Here is an 18,319-nt window from a genome sequence, read left to right as displayed (position 1 = left end):
TCAGGCATGGCTGCCCACCTTCACCTCACCGATGGTCAACTCGGGCCTGACCGCCAGGATGTCGCCGAGTCGCGCCACCTGGTCGTCGAGTTCGCGCAGCTGCCGCGCCGTCAGCGTGCCGATCGGCTCCACGGTGACGGCCAGTCGGCGGACCGAGCGCCGCTGGTGCCAGACCCCCGCCACCACGCCGTCGACAAGCAGCACCGGCTTCGTGCCCGCCTGGCCGTGATCGAGCGCGCGCTCGGCCGCCCGGCCTGGAAACACCTTCTCGCGCGGATGGCAGCCGACGACGTAGGCGTCGAAGTACGGCAGCAGCCGAACCCCGGCGGGCTGCTCGTCGGGCACTGCAATGTCCCCGGCGTTCACCCATGCTTGTACACCGTCCACAGCCACCTGCTGCAGGTCGTCCGCAAGACGCTCGAACAGGTCGACTCCCCAGGACTTCGGCGCCGCCAGCCACTGGGCGAACTGCTGCGGCGTAGCCGGTCCGTAGGCGTGCAGGTAGCGGCGCAGGACCTCGGCGACCGCGGTGGCGGCGTCGGCCGGCTCGAATCCCGGCAGCCAGCGCCGCGGATGGGTGTAGGTCGTGTTCCGGCCCCGGTTCGGGCCGAAGCACAGCGCGCCGCGGTTCGCCGCGACCTGGACGGCCTGGCGCCAGCGCGGCCACATGCCCTGGAAGGCGGGCATCACCAGGTCACCCGCCCAAGAACCGGTCCGGCCGATGACCGCCTCGCTGAGCTCGTCGACGGTGAGCTCGTCCTCGGCCAACGCGTCCCCGATCGCCGCGACCACGGCGTCGGTCTGTTCCGGGGTCAGTCGCACGTGCTCAGGAAAACGGGACGACTGCGACGGCAGCGCGGAAAGCGCTGCCGTCCAGATCGGCAGGTCCGCGGCCGGCAACAGGTGCACGGTGCCGCGCGGACCGTACGTCTTGACGAGGCTGCGCGTCGTCCACAACGCCTCGCGCACGCCTGCCTGCGTCATCCCGGCCACCCGCAGCGCGACGGACGGTTCGGCGGCGGACATCACCTGTGCGTGCGCACCGCAGATGACCCCGACCTGCTCGGCCACCTGCCCGGCCGCCACCGGCTCGCCCAGGCCGTGCCGGGCGAGGCGCCTCGCACGCGTCTCTGACCAGGTCATTTCCATGCCGCCCCGCGCATCCGTCGCAGTGAACTTCTTCATGCGTCCAGAGTGCCTGCAATTGAGGTCAGAAACTGACCGCTATCGAATCCAGTGTCACACCCATGAACGAACAGACGAACACTCAGATTCAGCAAACCCCGCTCCTCGGCCGGGAGGTCCGCCTCGCCCGGCACCTCAAGGGCGCGCTCACCCTCGCCAACTTCGACCTCGTTCAGCTGGACGTGCCCGAGCCCGGCCCCGGCGAGGTACTGGTCCGCACGGACTACATCGGCCTGTCGGTGGCCTACCTGGAAATGATGCGCGCCGACTCCCACCTACCCATCCCGCCGTGGGAAGTCGGCCAGCGCCTGGGGGCCGGAACTGTCGGCACGGTGCTGCGGTCCAACAGCACCGGCATGGCCGACGGCGACCTCGTCCAGGGGTTCACCGGATGGGGCGAGTACTCGGTGGGACCTGCAAGCGAGTATCGCCGACTCGACCACGGCCAGTTCCCCAGCCCGGTCCACCACCTCAGCCAGGGACCCACCGCCTACTACGGCATGGCCGACATCGCCAAGGTCGGCCCAGGCGACGTGGTGTTCGTCTCCGGCGCAGCCGGTGGCGCCGGATCCCTGGCCGGCCAGATCGCGAAGTGTCGCGGCGCCGCGAAGGTGATCGGCAGCGCCGGGTCCAAGACCAAGGTCGACTACCTCGTAGGCGAGCTCGGCTTCGACGCCGCCTTCGACTATCACGACGGCCCCGCTGTCGATCACCTTCGCCGACTCGCGCCCGAGGGCATCACCGTGTTCTTCGACAACGTCGGTGGCGAGCAGTTCGACGCCGCGGTCCGGGCAGCCGCGCCGCATGCCCGCTTCGCGATCTGCGGGGCGCTGTCGACGCAGATCGGCGACCACGAGAACAGGTTCCCCGACCCGGACCTCACCGCCGCGAACGCCAAGCACATCGACGTGTTGCCATTCTCCACCTATCACACACCGGAACAGATAGCGGCCTGGACCGAGCACTTCAGCGCCTGGCTTGACCAGGGTCGCTTCGTGTTTCCCCACACCGTCGTCGACGGCGGACTCCAGCAGGCACCCCAGGCACTCTGTTCGCTGCTTGACGGCGTCTATCGGGGCAACGTGTCCGTCCACGTGTCAGGCGCCTGAAGAACACGCCAGGCCCGTCGGATCTTGCGACGAGATCCGACGCGGCGTGGATGGCACGGATGGTGGGGCAGCGAACGGCCATCCCAAGACCAACGTCGAAACCCTGCGCCACCGACTTCGCGAGCCCCGCGACACGTCTCATCGCCACCACCGCGGAGCTGAACGGACTGCCGTGGGCGGCCTGTCCGGAACGATCCAAGGCCGTGACAAGATCTCGACAGGCGGGGTGTCGGCGTAGTTCCGCGAAGAACTTGCTTCCATGCAGAGCGAGTTGGACGTCTCTGGGGTTCGAGCGATCGACCAGGAGGGCGCCGATGCGGCGTTCCTCGCTCTTGACGGACTGGCTGACGCGGGCCTGCGAGAGGTGCAGCCGTTGGGTGGTGCGGCCGAAGTGCAGTTCCTCGGCCAGGGTCAGGGCCGCTATATGCGGACGTGGAGCGCGCTAGCTGTATTGCCCTGTGAGGTTGTCGTCGCTTGATGGGCGGGAGGCTTCGCGGGGTGCCACGTCGAGCAGCCGGGTGATCGCCGTTCGGGCGCGGGCTGGAGCCGTCGGGTCGTGGTGGAGCTGAATGGCTTGGGCGACAGCCAGTGCGATGCCGTTCAACTCGAAGACGACCTGCTCGGGGTCGGTCTCCGGGGGTAGCTCCCCGTTGGTGACGGCTGTTCGCACTTCAGTGCTCACGTAGGTGCTCCAGCTCATCAGCGCAGCGAGGACCGCGTCCCGGATGGGGCCCGGCCGCCCGTCGAACTCGGCGGCGACCGAGGTGAGGAGACACCCGCCGTGCCCTTCGGCGTCGGCCATGTAGTCGACCCATTCTCCGAACGCGGTGGTGAGTCGTCGCAGCCCGGGGTCGGCGCCGACCGCTCGGGCCGGGACGCGGCGGCGGAACTGCTCGATCGCGGCCTCGAGTGCGGCGATCTGCAGCGCCTCCTTGCTGCCGAACTGGCCGACTACTCCGGCCTTGCTCATGCCCAGGTCGGCTGCCAGCCGGCCGATGGTCACCCCGTCCAACCCCTCGGTGGCGGCCAGGGCCAGGGCGCGCTCAATGATCCGGACGCGGGTGGCGGTCGCCTCGATGGCGGACTTGCGGGGACTCATGACATCAGCTTAACCTAACGGTCGTACGCTATTAGCTGACGAACGTTCGTAATCCAAATGGGGGCCGTCATGGGGATCCACCACCTCAACTGCGGATCGATGCGGGAGATCGAGGCGGAGGAGGGCCGCTTGCCCGCGGAGACCGCGCAACGCCAGGTGACCCGCCTGCGAGGACGCGGAGCCGCTCGCCACGCCGATCCTCTCGTCGCTGCAAGGCGCACTGCTGATCATGCGTGTCCAGCACGACGCCTCTTGCATGCGGCTCGCCAGTGCCCGGGTCACCGAAGTCGCAGTCCGGAGCCATTTCATATTCAAGGAGTGAGATGAAAATTCACCACCTCAACTGCGCCTCTGTGCGGATGATCGAACCCACCTACGAGGGGTTGTCCCCCGCGCATGCGGTCAACCACTGCCTGCTGATCGAGACGGACTCGGACGGCCTGGTGCTCGTCGAGACCGGTTTGGGCCTCGATGACATACGCGACCCCGACAACGTGTTGGGGACCGCCTGGGTGGAGATGTCACAGCCGGTGCTGTCCGAGGACGAGACCGCAATTCGCCAGGTCGAGCGGCTCGGCTACTCAGCCCACGACGTCCGGCACATCATCCTCACCCACCTCGATATCGACCACTCCGGCGGCCTGCCCGATTTCCCTGGTGCGCAGGTCCACGTACTGCAGGCCGAGATCGCCGCCGCGTTCGCAGAGGCGCCCAGCTTCCGCTACCGCCCCGGGCACTGGGCCCATGGCCCGAAGTGGGTTCCCTACACCCCCGAAACCAACGAGATGTGGTTCGGCTTCACCGCTGTGCAGGCACAGGGCCTGGCCGGCGACATCCTGCTGGTCCCGCTCGGCGGCCACACGGCCGGCCACACCGGCGTGGCACTCCGCACGGACGACGACAAGTGGCTGCTGCACTGCGGCGACGCCTACTACTACCACCGTGAGCTCCAGGAGGACCCGCACCCCCACCCCCTGCTCAACTTCGTTCAGACCACCGCCGAGGTCCACCACGACCTGCGTGTCGGCACCCAGGCCCGGCTGCGCGAACTTGTCCGCGACCACAGCGACAAGGTGACCGTCATCTCCGCCCACGACCCCTGGGAGTTCCAGCGCCTTCAGGCGAAGACAGCCTGATCGGGTTCACAATCCGATGGTCCGTCAGCTTCCAACAACCCACCCAGGCACAGAAGGAGACGCTGTGAGCAGGACAGCGATGCGCAACGGCACTGCGTCCGTCAACGGGGCTGAGATCTACTACGAGGTGCGCGGCGACGGGACACCCGTCCTGTGCATCTCCGGCGGCTTCGGTGACGGGGCCGCATGGGAGACAGTCGCCACGCTGCTCGCGGACAGCCACTCCGTGATCAGCTATGACCGGCGTGGTCATTCGCGCAGCCCCCGCCCCCTCGGCTGGACGTCGACCTCGATGGACGAGCAGGCGGCCGACGCCGCCGGCCTGCTCGACTCGCTGGCACTGGGCCCGGCCGTGGTGTACGCCAACAGCCTGGGCGGGGGCATCGGGCTGACGTTGGCGCTGCGCCGACCGGACCTCCTCCGACTCGTGATCCTCCATGAGCCGTTCCTGCCGTCAATGCTTGCCGATCCAGCCGAGGCGAGCGCCCCCACCCGGGCGGTGGTGGGGCCGTTCGTCGCGGTCGGCGACATGCGAGGTGCGGCGGACGCCCTGCTCCGGCTCCTGCTAGGGGACGCCTACGACCAACTCCCCGCCGCACAAAGGGAACGCCTGCTGGGGAACGCGGACACTCTCTTCGGCATCGACTCCAGGGACCTGGCGGAGCTGAACGTGGACGTGGCCGTACCGACCGTCCCTTTGACGATCGCCCACGGGACGGAGTCCCCGGCGTTTCTCACGGCCGGGGCCCGCAGGCTCGCGGAGATCCTCGGCAAGGAGCTCGTGATGATTCCCGGCGCCCACGTCCCGCAGCTCACCCACCCCCCGGCCGTCGCCGATACCATCCGCCGGACCCTCGGCGAGGCGAACCGGCCAGCCGCTGACGGTCGAGGGTAGGTGTGGCCTGCATGATGACGATCCGGCAGAGAGTGGGGCGCCGGACTTGTCGGGGACGGCGTCTGGAGGCCCGACACGGTGAAGGCGTTGCAGAACGCACTGAACCAGGGCAGGTTCTAGGGGTCCTGACAGGCCCGCGCGGTGTTGGTGAGCCGTTTTCCCCTGGCCGTATCGTGTCTTTCGCACGAAATGGACCAGGGGGTACAGGGTGATGAACGGCCAGAGCTCCGTAGAGGAGAAGGCATCAGCACGCGAGCGGCTCGTCGGGGAGATGAGTCGTATCAAGGAGGAATCCCGTCTGAGCTTCGGACGACTTGCCGCGGTGACGCACTACAGCAGTTCGTCCTGGGAGCGTTTCCTCAACGGCAAGCAGCTCCCTTCCCGCGTAGCCGTCGAAGAACTGGCCACCGTGGGCGGGGAGGAACCCGAGCGGCTGATCGCCTTGTTGGAGGAGGTCGTCGCGCAGGCCTCCGAATCTGCGCCGACGACGGTGGATGAGGCGGCACAGGCGCCGGCGGACATCCCTGTGGCGCGTCCGCCCGCGGCCCCCCTGCGAGAGGCAGCTCGGCGGCTCGCCCCGGTCGGCTATATGACCGTCGGGGCGCTACTGGGCAGTCTGCTCACCGCCCTGCTGATCACCACCGACCAGGGCGCAGCGACGGCGGGTGGGGCGGTGCCCACGGCACAGACGCCGGCGCAGGTGGATCCGGTCGCCCAGCAGACGAAGCCCGGGTGCCACAGCGACACCTGCCTGTCCCGCGAACCGCAGGCGACGGACTGTCAGTGGGACGCCAGTACGGTCCGCCAGACGTGGTTGCGCGGACTGCAGGTCCAGTTGCGCTACAGCCCGACTTGCCAGGCCGTGTGGGGGCGGATCGAGAACGGGACGATCGGGGACGAGGTGACCATCCACGATCGCTGGGGCCGCACAGAGGATGCGCGCATACGGGTGGGCACGGACACCTACACCCGCATGCTGGCGGTGGCCTCTGGGGCCCCGGCCACCTCGGTGACGATCTGCGGCCTGATCCCCAGCCAGCGGGAGATGGAGTGCTCGCCCACGGCGCCGCTCCAGCCGTGACTGGCATGCCGAATCCGGGCCCCACGAGCCGCCGTTGCCTTTCACTCGCCGTCGAAGGGCGCGCACACCAGCCGTCGTGATCCGTGCTTCCGGATAGAGGCCGCCTGCAAGCAGCGCCGTTCCGTAAAGCGGCTCTTCCACCGTCCGGTGGAAGAGCACGGCCCAGTCGCGTCCACGGACCGGTGTAAATGATCACGGGCGTAGGGTGCCGTGCTGAACCTGCCAGTTCACACGTCACTGCTCTCCGAGGAGCCGTACGCCCATGACCGCACGAGTATCGCCCATGCATGCCCTGCGCGCCGAAATCGACGCCCTGTTCACCGGGGGCACATGCGGAACGAAACGGGCTACAGGTAGTTGAGGTTGATGGTCTCGTTGGAGGCGCCGTTGATGCAGGGGTAGAGGCGGGCCTGGTTGCCCCATGCGTCGCCACCCCACATGTTGACGCAGTTCTTGGCGGCGCTCTTGGGCTGGAGTTCGTAGAGGGGCCAGGTGCCGCCGTTGTAGTTGACGAGGTTGAACTGGCCGTCGCCATCGGTGACGTCGCAGTTGTAGAGCACGATGTGGTTGCCGGTCTGGTCGCCCCCTTCCCAGTTGTTGAGGCACAGGGAGTAGTGGATCGAGCTATGGATCTTGAAGTGCGTGGCGTCGACCGCGGTGATCTCCCAAACCTGGGCGTCGGTGCCGTTGCAGCCCCACTGCTGGACGAACTGGCCGCTGCGGGCGTCGGAGTTGGGAACGTCGAGGCACAGGCCGTTGCGGAACTGGATCTGGACGGCGCCGCCGTCGACGGCGTGGGCTGCGGGGCTGGTGACCAGACAGCTGATCGCGGCGAGGACGACGGTCCCGACGAACGTGGCTGTCTTGCGACGTATGGACATGGGTGACCTCCGGCATCGGCGCAGCTGATCGCTGCGCTACGCGAGTAGATACAATCATCCAAGGAAGTGACGGGTCGTCATGTCTTCCTGTTGCGCCATCTCTTAGCGGAGCTCGGACGCTGGGTGATCACTGCGGGAGCGATACGCCGATTGATGTCCGTCAGGCGATTTATAGAGGGATCTTGCCTCCGTGCCCGACTCCGTGATTTCATGCGCCTTCGCTGCCTCTGAGAACCTCGACTTCGACCGGCTGCGCTGCAACTCGACGTGCCTGACCAAGCCGGCCGCCCAGGCGGGAGGAACGTGGCGCCGGTACGCCGCCGGAGACCACCTCCGGTCACCGTCGGGATGGATCACGCAGAGAACTGACGACAGCTGAATACACGAGCTCACCAGATACCCCCTGTGTCCGGCCACCCGGGGCGGGCGCCCGGACACAGTGAGTCTTCATCAGGTGGTGCTGGGGATGTACTGGTAGCAATAAGCGTTGTTCTTCGCGATGCCATATCCGGTGTAGTACGGGTCGCCGTAGCCGAGCAGGTTCTCGCCCGTTATGGGGCCGACGTAGCCGTCGGCCTTGACGCCGGAGATGTCCTTCTGGAAAGCCTCCACGGCTTGCTCGGTCTTCGGACCCCATATGCCGTCTTGGCTGACGGTCGGGATAGGAACCGGGAGATTGGGCTCCTTGCCGAAGTAGTTCAGGCTCTCCTGCACGCACCACACCGCATTGCCGTTGTTCGCGTACCCGTTGCCGATTGTAGGGGCGGTGGTGCTGGCGTTGGCGGTGCCCACGGCACCGGCCAGTGCGGTCGCGGCGACGGCGACGGCGACCGCGCCCTTGGCTATCTTGCTCTTGACGCTCATCTGGGACTCCTGTGTGATGCCCCGCGCCGCGTATGACGGCTAGTGGGGTAATTGAGTGCTGAGCGGGTCATGTCCCCGGCCGTGACGGTTCCACAGCATGATCAGGGAGCTTCCCCCGATGCGCCGACACGTCTGGCGCCCCTCTGTGACGGTCCCGTGAGGGCGCCGCCCGGAACCCTGCCAGACAGTGATCACTGCGGGCAACGCGGAATCTGCCCCTCCCGCAGGTCGTCCCACACCCTCCCAGAGCCGTGACCTGCGATTGCGCGGAATTCCCCCTGTCCGTCCCGGGACGGGGGATGCAGAGGACGGGACGATGGGACACGATCCACAGCAAGAGGCCCCGCGGCGGGCGTTGGCATCGCGCCACCGCAGGTACTGGACGAAACCGAACGCCAAGGAGGTACTCAAGCCCCGCCACGAGCGCTACCTCCTCGCCGTGGGCCAACCCACCGAGCCGAGTACGAGTTGATCCACTCGGCCCGGGACAGCACGGAAGCAACCCGGATCTGCATCTGGCTCCACGCCTTCGACTAGCGGCGCAGCGACGACGACACCTGCTCCCGCGCGCTGGACGTCCAGCGCCGCGCACTCAACGCGGGCTTCCACGGCGCCCTCCCCCTCCCCGACCTGCTCATCGCCGCCACCGCGGAGCTGAATCGCCTCACCGTCCTCCACTACGACGGCCACTTCGACATGGCCGCCACCCTCACCGGCCGGCCCACCGAACGGGTCGTCCCACCCGGCAGCGCCGACCGCTGAGAACGTCGACTTCGACAGGCTGCGCGACAACTCGACATACCCGGCGAATCGGTCCACCTCCAGACTGCCCGGGCATTCTCTCGTGGTGACACCCCTAGGCGTCAGTTGTCGAGCGTGCCGAAGAAGGCACGGACGTCGGTGACGAACGCCTCCGGCTGCTCCAGCGAGAGAAAGTTGCCGCCGCGCTCCAGTTCGGTCCAGTGGGTGATGTTGTGGTCCCGCTCGGCGAAGCGGCGGATGGCGATGTCCGTGTCGAGGGCGACGGCCACGCCGGTCGGGACCGTGCCGCGAGGCTTCGGGGCCCAGGCGCTCGCGTCGTGACCTGCCTCGTAGTAGAGGTTCGCCGAGGAGCCGGCCGTGCCGCTGAACCAGTAGACGCTGATGTTCGTGAGCAGCCGGTCGCGGCCCACGGCGTCCTCGGGGAGCTCTGCGGCAGGATCCGTCCACTCCTTGAACTTCTCGGAGATCCACGCGAGTTGGCCGACCGGCGAGTCATGAAGTCCATAGGCGAGGGTCTGCGGGCGAGTGGCCTGGATGGCGTTGAAGCCCATCTTGTCCTGCTGGAAGTTCTCCAGCCGGGCCAGCCGCTCCTGCTCGGGCCCGGTCAGCCCCTCGAGTTCGGCGGGGTCTCCGGAGGGGAAGGTGACCAGGCCGTTGACATGAATGCCGATGACCTGTTCGGGTGCCTGCCGTCCCATCTCTGCGGCGATCCAGGCGCCACCGCCCGTTCCCTGGATGCCGTAGCCGCTGTAGCCGAGCCGGGCCATCAGCTCGACGAACGCGCCCGCGATGCGGCCGGTGTTCCAGCCGGCCTCGTCGAGCGGACCGGAAAAGCCGGTGCCCGGCGTCGAGGTCACGATCACGTGGAAGTCCTCCGCCAACGGTCGGATGACCTCGACGAACTGCACGAAAGAACAGGGCCAGTCATGCAGCAGGAGCAGCGGGACGGCCGCCGGGTTCTGCGAACGGACGTGCAGGAAGTGGATGTTCTGACCGTCGAACTCCGTCGTGAACTGGGGGAACTCATTGAGCTCCGCTTCGGCCTTGCGCCAGTCGAAACCATCGGCCCAGTACCCGGCAAGGGCCTTGAGGTAGTCGGTGGGCACACCCCGGCTCCACCCGGCGCCGGGGATCTCGCTGCCCCAGCGGGTACGTGCCAACCGGTCGCGCAGGTCGTCGAGGTCGTCCTGCGGGACGTCGATGCGGAAGGGCTTGATCTCAGGCACTGACGCTCCTTATGGATGTTCCAACACGCGCCAGCCTGCGGCAGCGCCCTTCCGGAAACAACGCCGAAATCGCTTCGCCGACGATCACTCCCGCTAATCGACTCCGATGAGTACGGGCTCCGCATCCCGGCGTCGCCGCCATCACGTTTTCCCCGAGACAGACATCGCCGCGATCGGGCACGGTTTCGGCTGCAAGGCCGTCGCCGTTCGCCAGCAGGAAGACCTCACTGCCGTCGCCGACTGTCCGGACGGGCCGTGGAACCGTCAGGTGCCCCTCGATGCGAAGGCCACGTCCAACGAGCCGTCCTGGTGGCTCGAAGAGTCGTTCCACGGCCGCTGCGGCCGGCGGTTCCTACTCGAACACCCACCCCCGTCGGACGCACTGCGATCGCGACGCGGTCCGGTGCGTCCTCCGGAATCCGCGGAGCCCCTTTCGTATCGCTCGGAAAGGCGCTGGTACATCTTCGTTTCGGGGTCGGCGTCGATGTGGTCGACGACGCCGCGGATCTCGGTGTGGCGGTAGGACTGGTCCGGGTCGACGATCGAGATGGCGACCCGCGGCTCATGCGCGATGTTCTTGTACTTCTGCCGAGCCGTGGTGTGCGTGAACCAGATGAACTCGCCGTCCCGGACGAACCCCATCGGGTTGACCTGCGGCGCGCCGTCTGACCTGGTCGTCGCCACTGAGCACCTATGCTCCTTGTCAGCTGGCGACCGTAAGGAGCCGACGCGGTTCAGGCGCGTCTGATTGAAGCCCTGGAGGATGTCGGTGAACTGGCGCATCACCAGGAAGTGCCAGGTCCAAATAAGCGCCTTTGGTTCGACGCCCACCCGCGGGCTTTGACGGTCATCGGCTGCATGCCGCGGTTTCAGCTCTGGTCGAGGCGGCCCAGGTCGCGGACGACCTCGGCGAGGGCGTGGATCTGCTCGGTCTCGGATCCGGCGCGCCAGACGAGCGCCCATCGGAGCCAGTGGGAATCGGCGATGGGCACGAAGGTGATGCCCGGACGGTTGGCGTAGCGGGCAGCGTGGCTCATGGACATGTGGACAGCGTCACTCGTGCCGATGATGGTCTGGAGCTCCTCCCAGGTCTCGACCCTCACGACACGTTCGATGGGTCGGCCGGTAGGGGTGCGGAAGGGGGTGTAGGCGTCCTCCCAGTGCTCGGGCGGCGGCATGACAGGCCCGAACGTCCCGCGGTCGCCGAAGATCTCCAGCGACACGGCCTTGCCGCCGGCGAGTTCGTGGCGGTCGGACATCATCGCCGCCATCGGCTCGGTGGCGATGACCGGCCCCACCGTCAGGTCGGGGTCCTCGATCGGCAACCAGGCGATGACGATGTCGGCGTCGCCGCGGCGCAGCAAGCCGAACGGGTCGTTGAACGAGATGTTCCGGACCTGCAGCTCCCACTGAGGGTGCCGGGCCTGGAAGGCGTCCCAGAACGGCTGGTAGTCGTAAGCGTTGAAGCCGATCATGCCGACGCGGAGCAGGCCGGATATGCCCCGGGCGGTCAGCCGCGCGTGATCGATGGCCTTGACCAGGTCCCGATACGCCGGGAGCAGCTCGGCCAGGAGCTGCCTGCCGAGCAGGGTGAGCTGGACGTTGCGGGGGTTCGAGCGGTCGACCAGCCGGGCGCCGATGCGGCGTTCCTGGCTCTTGACGGACTGGCTGACACGCGCCTGGGACAGGTGCAGCCGTTGGGCGGTCCGGCCGAAGTGCAGCTCTTCCGCGAGAGTGAGAAAGATTTCGATGTCCCGCAGTTCCACCGCTGTCCCCCTGATCGGCTGTTCCGACGGGCGTCTGCGGCGCAGGATCGCACCGCCGCCGCCCGTCCGCTCAGACTACTTTCGCGAAGAATCCGCGGATGTCCGCGAGCAGCAGGTCCGGGGCCTCGTGGGCCGCCCAGTGCCCGCCACGGTCGTACTCGTTCCACTGAACGATGTTCGCGTGGTCGCGTTCGGCGAACTTGCGCGGCGGCTTGAAGTCGTAGCCGAAAGACACGCCGCCACCTGGACCGAGACATACGCCTACGACACGGCAGGCAACCAAGCCGCCGCTGCCTGGCCGTCCACCCACCCCGAGCACGAAGCGACGGGTGAGCGTGCGTACACCGGCACCCGCATCACCCGCGCCGGCAACGTCCGTTACGAACACGACGCCCTCGGCCGCATCACCATGCGCCAGAAGACCCGCCTGTCCCGCAAGCCCGAGACATGGCGCTACGAGTGGGACGCCGAAGACCGCCTCACCTCCACCGTCACCCCCGACGGCACCCGCTGGCGCTACACCTATGACGCCCTCGGCCGCCGAGCGGCCAAGCTCCGATACGCCGACGCCGGCCGCACGGTCGTCGAACGCACCGACTTCACCTGGGACGGGACCACGCTGTGTGAACAGACCACACGGGCACGGGAGTTGCCGAACCAGGTCACGCTCACCTGGGACCACCAGGGTCTGCACCCCATCGCCCAGACCGAACGCATCGCCTCCGTCGACGCCCCGCAGGACGAGATCGACTCCCGGTTCTTCGCCATCGTCACCGACCTCGTCGGCACTCCCAGCGAACTCGTCGACGAACACGGACACATCGCCTGGCGCACCCGCAGCACGCTTTGGGGCACCACGGCCTGGAACACCGACGCCACCGGCTACACCCCCCTCCGCTTCCCCGGGCAGTACTACGCCCCCGAAACCGGCCTCCACTACAACTACTTCCGCCACTACGAACCCGAGACCGCCCGATACGCCACCCCCGATCCGCTCGGTCTGGCCCCCGCGCCCAACCCGCACACCTACGTCGCCCACCCGCACACCTGGACCGACCCGCTGGGGCTCTCACCGAACTGCAAGGCGGGCCAGACTCTGGGCGACACGTCAAAACTGAGCGGATGGATCCCCACTGAGGTGCCGGAGGAATCCGAGGCAGTCCTGCGCGACATCCGCGAGGCCGGCGTGGAGGCTCAGGGCATGGGTCCTCAGCGTATGGGGCCGTCCGTTCCCCAGCCATTCGAGAACAGCGGCAAGGGCGGCGGCTACAAACTGCCCGAGTTCGACAGCCAGGGAAACCCGATCAAGTACAGGGAATGGGGCACGGCCCAGTCGATCGACAACCCGAAATGAGGCGGTGAGAGAATCATCACCGGCAGCGACGGGTCGGCCTACTACACACCGACCCATTATCAGACTTACATCGTCATGGATACAGGTAGGTGAACGACACCATGTGGTGGGCGCAAGACGAAGCAGGAGTCCGTTTCGCCTCGGCAGACTCCACGATCCCCGTGACGCGCGCTCTGCCGCCCACCGGGCTGATCTACTCAGCCCGAATGCAAGGGCAGGAAATGCGCGACTCCGACGGGGTGTTCACCCAGTTCTACGAGGCACTGCGCCTGCCCGACTACTTCGGCTGGAACTGGAACGCGTTGCGGGACTGCCTACGCGATCTCCACTGGCTCAGCGCCAGACACTTCCTCATCACCATCGACGACGCCGACGCGGTGCTCTCCGAGAGCCCCGAGGAACGCGAGATCCTCTTTCGCGCCCTGAACGACGCCGCGAAGTCCTGGGCGGGGCAACCCGAGCTTCCGGGCCAGGAGAAGACCACCTTCCAGGCCGTGCTGCTGGGCCCGCCCGACGTCCAGGAAGAGATGCGCCGCGAACTCCAGGCGTGATCCCCCAGGACCCGGCCTACCGGGTCTTCGAAGTTGAGCGGTGCGCGGGGAGTGCAGGCGCCCGAGTGGTGAGGCACGAGGATGTGACACTCGGCGCTGAAGTGTCACATCCTCGTGGGCGAAGGTAATACGGGCGGGCGCCGGCAGATGGCCACACCGCGAAACTTCGAAGACCCCGGATACCTTGCAGGCGCCCCTGGCAAGAAGTCCCCGAAAAGTCCCCGACCTGACGCAAGTAGGGCCTGCCTGCATCAAATCCGCAGGTCAATCCCGTGATCAAAAGCAGCCGACTGGTCCGTCAAGTACAAGGAGACGGCTCGGGGCGGGCCGACGGTCAATATCATCGAGTGCTGACGAAACCGGCCGGGTGGCAATCAGCCAAGGCGGCGCTGCGGGAGTGGGCCGCAGCCGGGAGCTGACCGGTCGCCGGGCGCGACGGAGTGGGCAAAAACCGCTTGGCCGCCCGGCTCGCGGGGCCGGTATCGTCCAGGCTCCAGACCGACCGGACCCGAGCCGGTCCCCGCCCGTACGGAAAGCGATGCGCATGTCCAGCCGGCCGGCGACGACGACCCTGTGGCGCCCCACCGGCCCCAAGGAGCTGGACCTGGTCCGCGCGTCGCAGTGGCGTGCCTGGCCGCCTCGGCTGCCCGAGCAGCCGATCTTCTATCCGGTGCTCGACGAGGACTACGCGATCAGGATCGCGCGGGACTGGAACGTGAAGCACGACGGGGCCGGCTTCGTCACTCGGTTCGAGGTCGAGTCGGAGTTCCTGCGCCGGTACCCCGTCCAGCAGGCCGGCGGGCGGACGATCCTCGAATTGTGGGTTCCGGCCGAGGAGCTCGACGAGTTCAACGCCCACATCGTCGGAGAGATCCGGCTGACGCACGAGTTCCACTGACACGGCCGAGACGGCCGAGACGGCATCGACGTAGGCTCTGACCTGCGGCTCAGTGGAAGTCGTTCGTCGGAGAGGGGAGCTCTGTCGTATGGGTGGGACGGTCACGGCGGTCAGCAGTAACGGGACGTACTCCTTCACCAAGCCGAACCGGGAGAGCATCACGCTGCTCGCCGGGCTCGGGGTCGAGGGGGATGTGCACGCGGGGGTGACCGTCAAGCACCGGTTCCGGATGGAGAAGGATCCGTCGCAGGTGAATCTGCGCCAGGTGCACCTGATGCACGAGGAGTTGTTCGACGAGTTGCGGGAGCGTGGGTTCACCGTTGCTCCCGGGGAGCTCGGGGAGAACGTCACCACTCGGGGGGTCGATCTGCTGGGGCTGCCGGTCGGAGCGCTGCTGCGCCTCGGAGACGAGGCCGTCGTCGAGATCACCGGGCTGCGCAATCCCTGCGCGCAGATCGACAACTTCCAGAAGGGGCTGCTCAAGCAGGTGGTCGGGAGGCACGGGAGCGGGGACGGGGACGGGGACGGCCGCGGTGCCGTCCACAAGTCCGGGGTCATGAGTGTCGTACGGGAAGGGGGTGTGGTGCGGCCCGGGGACTCGATCGAGGTCGAGTTGCCGGTCGGGCCGCACCGGCCCCTGGAGATCGTCTAGACCGTCCGGTCTCAGCCGCGGAAGTGCGCCGGGCGCTCCGGAGACGCCTCCGTCAGGGCCTTCGTCACCGCGGCGAGACCCTCCTGGAGGCCGTACACCGGGGTGCCCGGCTGCTGGCGCCAGGAGTCGTCGAGGCCGCCGGCGTCGACCGTGTCGAAGCCGAGTTCGTCGATCAACTCGCGTACGACCTGCTTGGCCGCCTCGTCGTCGCCGGCCACCGGCAGCGCCAAACGGTCGGGGGCGCCGGCCGGGCGCGGGCGGTCCAGGATGTCCTGGGCGTAGGTGCCGTTGAAGGCCTTGACGACCGTGTGGCCGATCTGCCGGGCCGTCCAGCGGCTCTCGGTCAGGCCCTCGTCCTCGATCGCGTCGATCCTGCCGTCGCGCTCCTGGGGGTAGTAGTTGCCGGTGTCGATGACGGCGACACCCTCGGCGGCTCCGTCCAGGAACCCGTCCGGCAGGTTCGGGACCGCCTTCACGGGGACCGTGACGACCACGACCTCGGCGCCGCGCGCCGCGTCCTCGACCTGGACGGGTGTCGCCCCGGTCTCCTCGGCAAGCGCGGTCAGGGTCTGCGGACCGCGGGAGTTCGCGACGGACACGTCATGCCCGAGGGCGGTGAGCCGCCGAGTGAGGTTGCCGCCGATGTTACCCGCGCCGATGATGCCGATCTTCATGAGTGACAGGCCCTTCCGAGGTTGACGCTCCTGGACTGATGGCGATCATCAACCCCGGTGCACGTTCCCCTATTCCGGGGCATACGGCAATCGGGTGACTTCCGTTCGAGTCGGACAGCGGGTCGCGGTCAGGGCCTCACCATGCGGGTTTCGGCTGCCGAGATCAGCATCGACATGCTCGCGGCCTTCCTGCGCACCGCGCGCACGGCATGACGAAGGGGCGCCCGCCGGATCACCGGTGGGCGCCCCTGTCCGTCCGGCTCACTTGTTCAGGTGGGTCCAGAACTCGTCGAACGAGAGGACCTTGTCGCCGTTGAGGTCGCGGGCGGCGATGATGGCCTCCGCCACCGACTCGGTGACGTTCCAGTCGCCGCCCTGGGCGAGGGCGCTCTTGAGCTCGGCCGCGGTGATGAAACCGTCACCGTCCGTATCGATCCGCTCGAACTGCTTGCGTGCTTCCTCGATGTCCGCCACCGATCCGCCCCTTCGTAGTGCATGACTGCCGTGTTCACTGCCGTTTACGGAGGTCAGATTATCGGGCCGACCGAGCGCGCAGTGCGGCGACCACCCAGGCGAACTCCGCACGGTGCGCGGGCTGGGTTCCCTGGCCCTTCACGGTGGACAGCAACTCCCGGTAACGGGCGACCCGGTCGTTCGCGGCGGACTCGAGACGTTCCAGTACGGCGGCCGGGTCCGCGTCGCCGAGCAGGCCCCGCAGAATCTCCTCGGCCTCGGGTGCCTCGGGGTCGATCCCCCGCTCGCGGGCCTGCGCCGCCAGCTGGACCAGGCGCATCGCGAACCACATGGACGACCCGGCGGGGGTCTCCTGTCCGCGGTCGGCCGCGTTGAACTCGGCCACCGTCCGCATCTGCGCCCGGAACTCCGGGTCCTGCAGCAACTCGGCCAGCTCCACCCAGGCGTCCACCTGCTCGGGCGTCGGCTCGTCCGGCAGGTCCACGGCGGTGGACCGCATCCGCTCGCGGATCACCGGGTCCGCCGTGTCGAGCCCGTGGAAGATCTCCTCCACGAACTCCTCCATGATCCGCTTGCGTTCGGCGGCCGACAGCCGCGCCAGCTTGTTCATCAGCGTCATCTCCTCCGCGGTCGAACCGCGTCGCGCCACGGACGACAGCACCGCACGGGTCACCTTCAGCGAGCTGATCTGCGCGTCCAGCGCGGCCACATGCGCTGCGGCCACCTCCGCGACCGTCGTCTCGCCGGCCAGCACCTTGTGAACGGCGTCCAGGCCGAGGCCCAGTTCGCGCAGGGTGCGGATCAGCTCCAGGCGGGCCACGGACGCCGCGTCGTACAGCCGGTAGCCGCCCGCGGAGCGGGCCACCGGGGGCAGCGCGCCCTCGTCCGACCAGAAGCGGATGGTGCGCACGGTCAGTCCGGTGGCCCGGGCCAGCTCACCGATGGTGAAAAGTCCGGTGCCGTCGTCGATCATGTCTGCGAGTGTGGGCCTTCCAGTGGGTGGAGACTCAAGCGGCGGGAAGGGCAAGGGGGATGGGCGAGATGGGTGACACTCTGCGGGACATTCTGGAGGCGGCCGCGCGTGGTGTCTTCCCGCCTCCCGACGGCTCCACCACCGTCGTACGCCAGCACTCCCCTCGCGACGCCGGCGTCCTCGCCTTCACCGCGCACTCCGTCGTCTTCACGGACGAGGACGAGGAATGGGTGCGCGAGACGCTGGCGCGGGTCGAGTGCGACGTGCTCGCCGCGACCATGAACCCCCGCTTCCTCACCGCGCTCATGGAACGCACGGGGAGGTCGAACGACACCATCGACCTGATGAACGTCGCCGCTCCGCTCTCCGGCGAACCGCCCCTGGCCCTGACGGAGATCGGCGACCCCGATCATCCCCGGGTCATCAGTTCCCGCAAGCGGCGAAACGACGTACGGGTGTGGACCACGGAGGGCGGCGTGCTGGTCCTGGGGCGCGGGATCGCGGGACGTCTGGAGGTCGCGGTCGAAGTGGACGAAGACGTACGGCACCGGGGGCTCGGGCGCCGGCTCGCCACGGCAGCGCGGCACCTCGGCGGCGAGCCCGTCTGGGCCCAGGTGGCACCGGGGAACGCCCGTAGTCTGCGGGCGTTCCAGGCGGCCGGTTACCGTCCGGTGGGGGCGGAGGCGCTGCTCATCGCCAGGTGACGCATCGCCCCGTGACCCGATGTCGTACTGCCCGT

The 18,319-nt window shown here is 68.1% G+C and carries 17 protein-coding genes and 3 pseudogenes; 9 read left to right on the top strand and 11 right to left on the bottom strand.

Annotated elements, in window-relative coordinates; translation table 11 throughout:
* A complete protein-coding gene (locus OG747_RS30695) occupies positions 1-1,185 on the bottom strand; it encodes a winged helix DNA-binding domain-containing protein (RefSeq protein ID WP_405882609.1) in 1,185 nt (394 codons plus the stop codon).
* Positions 1,186-1,247: 62 nt separating this feature from the next.
* On the opposite strand from OG747_RS30695, the gene OG747_RS30690 reads away from it, so the two are divergent.
* A complete protein-coding gene (locus OG747_RS30690) occupies positions 1,248-2,294 on the top strand; it encodes an MDR family NADP-dependent oxidoreductase (protein WP_405882608.1) in 1,047 nt (348 codons plus the stop codon).
* A gap of 325 nt (positions 2,295-2,619) precedes the next feature.
* On the opposite strand, the pseudogene OG747_RS30685 reads toward OG747_RS30690, so the two are convergent.
* Positions 2,620-2,664: pseudogene (locus OG747_RS30685) on the bottom strand (hypothetical protein); the annotation flags it as partial.
* A gap of 72 nt (positions 2,665-2,736) precedes the next feature.
* A complete protein-coding gene (locus OG747_RS30680; RefSeq protein WP_405882607.1) occupies positions 2,737-3,393 on the bottom strand; it encodes a TetR/AcrR family transcriptional regulator in 657 nt (218 codons plus the stop codon).
* Positions 3,394-3,716: 323 nt separating this feature from the next.
* Here OG747_RS30680 and OG747_RS30675 point away from each other — a divergent pair, with 323 nt between their 5' ends.
* The 3 genes from OG747_RS30675 to OG747_RS30665 all read left to right on the top strand — a co-directional run bounded on the left by OG747_RS30675 (position 3,717) and on the right by OG747_RS30665 (position 6,505).
* A complete protein-coding gene (locus OG747_RS30675; RefSeq protein WP_405882606.1) occupies positions 3,717-4,529 on the top strand; it encodes an MBL fold metallo-hydrolase in 813 nt (270 codons plus the stop codon).
* A 64-nt stretch (positions 4,530-4,593) separates the two neighbouring features.
* Positions 4,594-5,424, top strand: coding sequence for an alpha/beta fold hydrolase (locus OG747_RS30670; protein ID WP_405882605.1), 831 nt, complete (start codon positions 4,594-4,596; stop codon positions 5,422-5,424).
* A 211-nt stretch (positions 5,425-5,635) separates the two neighbouring features.
* The gene (locus OG747_RS30665; protein ID WP_405882604.1) at positions 5,636-6,505 is read left to right on the top strand and encodes a DUF2690 domain-containing protein; all 870 of its coding nucleotides are present in this window, start codon (positions 5,636-5,638) and stop codon (positions 6,503-6,505) included.
* Positions 6,506-6,852: 347 nt separating this feature from the next.
* Here OG747_RS30665 and OG747_RS30660 read toward each other — a convergent pair whose 3' ends face one another.
* From OG747_RS30660 to OG747_RS30640, 5 genes are all read right to left on the bottom strand, one after another.
* Complete coding sequence (locus tag OG747_RS30660) at positions 6,853-7,386, bottom strand: RICIN domain-containing protein (protein WP_405882603.1); 534 nt, start codon at positions 7,384-7,386, stop codon at positions 6,853-6,855.
* A 450-nt stretch (positions 7,387-7,836) separates the two neighbouring features.
* Positions 7,837-8,250, bottom strand: coding sequence for a peptidoglycan-binding protein (locus OG747_RS30655; RefSeq protein ID WP_405882602.1), 414 nt, complete (start codon positions 8,248-8,250; stop codon positions 7,837-7,839).
* Between the two features lie 863 nt (positions 8,251-9,113).
* On the bottom strand, positions 9,114-10,229 hold the full coding sequence (locus OG747_RS30650) for an epoxide hydrolase family protein (RefSeq protein WP_405885762.1): 1,116 nt from the start codon (positions 10,227-10,229) through the stop codon (positions 9,114-9,116).
* A gap of 273 nt (positions 10,230-10,502) precedes the next feature.
* Positions 10,503-11,069, bottom strand: coding sequence for a PPOX class F420-dependent oxidoreductase (locus OG747_RS30645; protein WP_405882601.1), 567 nt, complete (start codon positions 11,067-11,069; stop codon positions 10,503-10,505).
* A 38-nt stretch (positions 11,070-11,107) separates the two neighbouring features.
* Positions 11,108-12,004: a LysR family transcriptional regulator gene (locus OG747_RS30640; protein ID WP_405882600.1), complete on the bottom strand. Its 897-nt coding sequence runs from the start codon at positions 12,002-12,004 to the stop codon at positions 11,108-11,110.
* 232 nt (positions 12,005-12,236) lie between these two features.
* On the opposite strand from OG747_RS30640, the pseudogene OG747_RS30635 reads away from it, so the two are divergent.
* The 4 genes and pseudogenes from OG747_RS30635 to OG747_RS30620 all read left to right on the top strand — a co-directional run.
* Positions 12,237-13,358, top strand: a pseudogene (locus OG747_RS30635) (RHS repeat domain-containing protein); the annotation flags it as partial.
* Positions 13,359-13,579: 221 nt separating this feature from the next.
* On the top strand, positions 13,580-13,909 hold the full coding sequence (locus tag OG747_RS30630) for a barstar family protein (RefSeq protein WP_405882599.1): 330 nt from the start codon (positions 13,580-13,582) through the stop codon (positions 13,907-13,909).
* Positions 13,910-14,453: 544 nt separating this feature from the next.
* Positions 14,454-14,807 carry a hypothetical protein gene (locus OG747_RS30625; RefSeq protein ID WP_405882598.1) on the top strand — a complete coding sequence of 118 codons (354 nt, stop codon included), beginning with the start codon at positions 14,454-14,456 and terminating at the stop codon, positions 14,805-14,807.
* An 88-nt stretch (positions 14,808-14,895) separates the two neighbouring features.
* Complete coding sequence (locus tag OG747_RS30620; protein WP_405882597.1) at positions 14,896-15,459, top strand: MOSC domain-containing protein; 564 nt, start codon at positions 14,896-14,898, stop codon at positions 15,457-15,459.
* Between the two features lie 11 nt (positions 15,460-15,470).
* Here the strand turns inward: OG747_RS30620 and OG747_RS30615 are convergent.
* The 3 genes and pseudogenes from OG747_RS30615 to OG747_RS30605 form a co-directional block, all read right to left on the bottom strand.
* Positions 15,471-16,151: pseudogene (locus OG747_RS30615) on the bottom strand (NADPH-dependent F420 reductase); the annotation flags it as partial.
* A 243-nt stretch (positions 16,152-16,394) separates the two neighbouring features.
* Positions 16,395-16,607, bottom strand: coding sequence for an EF-hand domain-containing protein (locus tag OG747_RS30610; RefSeq protein ID WP_405882596.1), 213 nt, complete (start codon positions 16,605-16,607; stop codon positions 16,395-16,397).
* A 58-nt stretch (positions 16,608-16,665) separates the two neighbouring features.
* On the bottom strand, positions 16,666-17,580 hold the full coding sequence (locus tag OG747_RS30605) for a MerR family transcriptional regulator (protein ID WP_405882595.1): 915 nt from the start codon (positions 17,578-17,580) through the stop codon (positions 16,666-16,668).
* 68 nt (positions 17,581-17,648) lie between these two features.
* On the opposite strand from OG747_RS30605, the gene OG747_RS30600 reads away from it, so the two are divergent.
* Positions 17,649-18,284: a GNAT family N-acetyltransferase gene (locus OG747_RS30600; RefSeq protein WP_405882594.1), complete on the top strand. Its 636-nt coding sequence runs from the start codon at positions 17,649-17,651 to the stop codon at positions 18,282-18,284.
* Positions 18,285-18,319 lie beyond the last annotated feature (35 nt).

It is taken from the genome of Streptomyces sp. NBC_01384 (assembly GCF_045040035.1).
Taxonomy (GTDB): Bacteria; Actinomycetota; Actinomycetes; order Streptomycetales; family Streptomycetaceae; genus Streptomyces.
The sequence above is the reverse complement of the archived record's forward strand: the minus strand, read 5'-3'. Positions and strand labels throughout refer to the sequence as shown.

Coding starts and splice junctions, on each gene's coding strand:
- OG747_RS30675 (WP_405882606.1), top strand. CDS start 3,717: ATGAAAATTCACCACCTCAACTGCGCCTCTGTGCGGATGATCGAACCC.
- OG747_RS30630 (WP_405882599.1), top strand. CDS start 13,580: ATGCGCGACTCCGACGGGGTGTTCACCCAGTTCTACGAGGCACTGCGC.
- OG747_RS30620 (WP_405882597.1), top strand. CDS start 14,896: ATGGGTGGGACGGTCACGGCGGTCAGCAGTAACGGGACGTACTCCTTC.
- OG747_RS30690 (WP_405882608.1), top strand. CDS start 1,248: ATGAACGAACAGACGAACACTCAGATTCAGCAAACCCCGCTCCTCGGC.
- OG747_RS30660 (WP_405882603.1), bottom strand. CDS start 7,386: ATGTCCATACGTCGCAAGACAGCCACGTTCGTCGGGACCGTCGTCCTC.
- OG747_RS30600 (WP_405882594.1), top strand. CDS start 17,649: ATGGGTGACACTCTGCGGGACATTCTGGAGGCGGCCGCGCGTGGTGTC.
- OG747_RS30695 (WP_405882609.1), bottom strand. CDS start 1,185: ATGAAGAAGTTCACTGCGACGGATGCGCGGGGCGGCATGGAAATGACC.
- OG747_RS30680 (WP_405882607.1), bottom strand. CDS start 3,393: ATGAGTCCCCGCAAGTCCGCCATCGAGGCGACCGCCACCCGCGTCCGG.
- OG747_RS30625 (WP_405882598.1), top strand. CDS start 14,454: ATGTCCAGCCGGCCGGCGACGACGACCCTGTGGCGCCCCACCGGCCCC.
- OG747_RS30655 (WP_405882602.1), bottom strand. CDS start 8,250: ATGAGCGTCAAGAGCAAGATAGCCAAGGGCGCGGTCGCCGTCGCCGTC.
- OG747_RS30665 (WP_405882604.1), top strand. CDS start 5,636: ATGAACGGCCAGAGCTCCGTAGAGGAGAAGGCATCAGCACGCGAGCGG.
- OG747_RS30605 (WP_405882595.1), bottom strand. CDS start 17,580: ATGATCGACGACGGCACCGGACTTTTCACCATCGGTGAGCTGGCCCGG.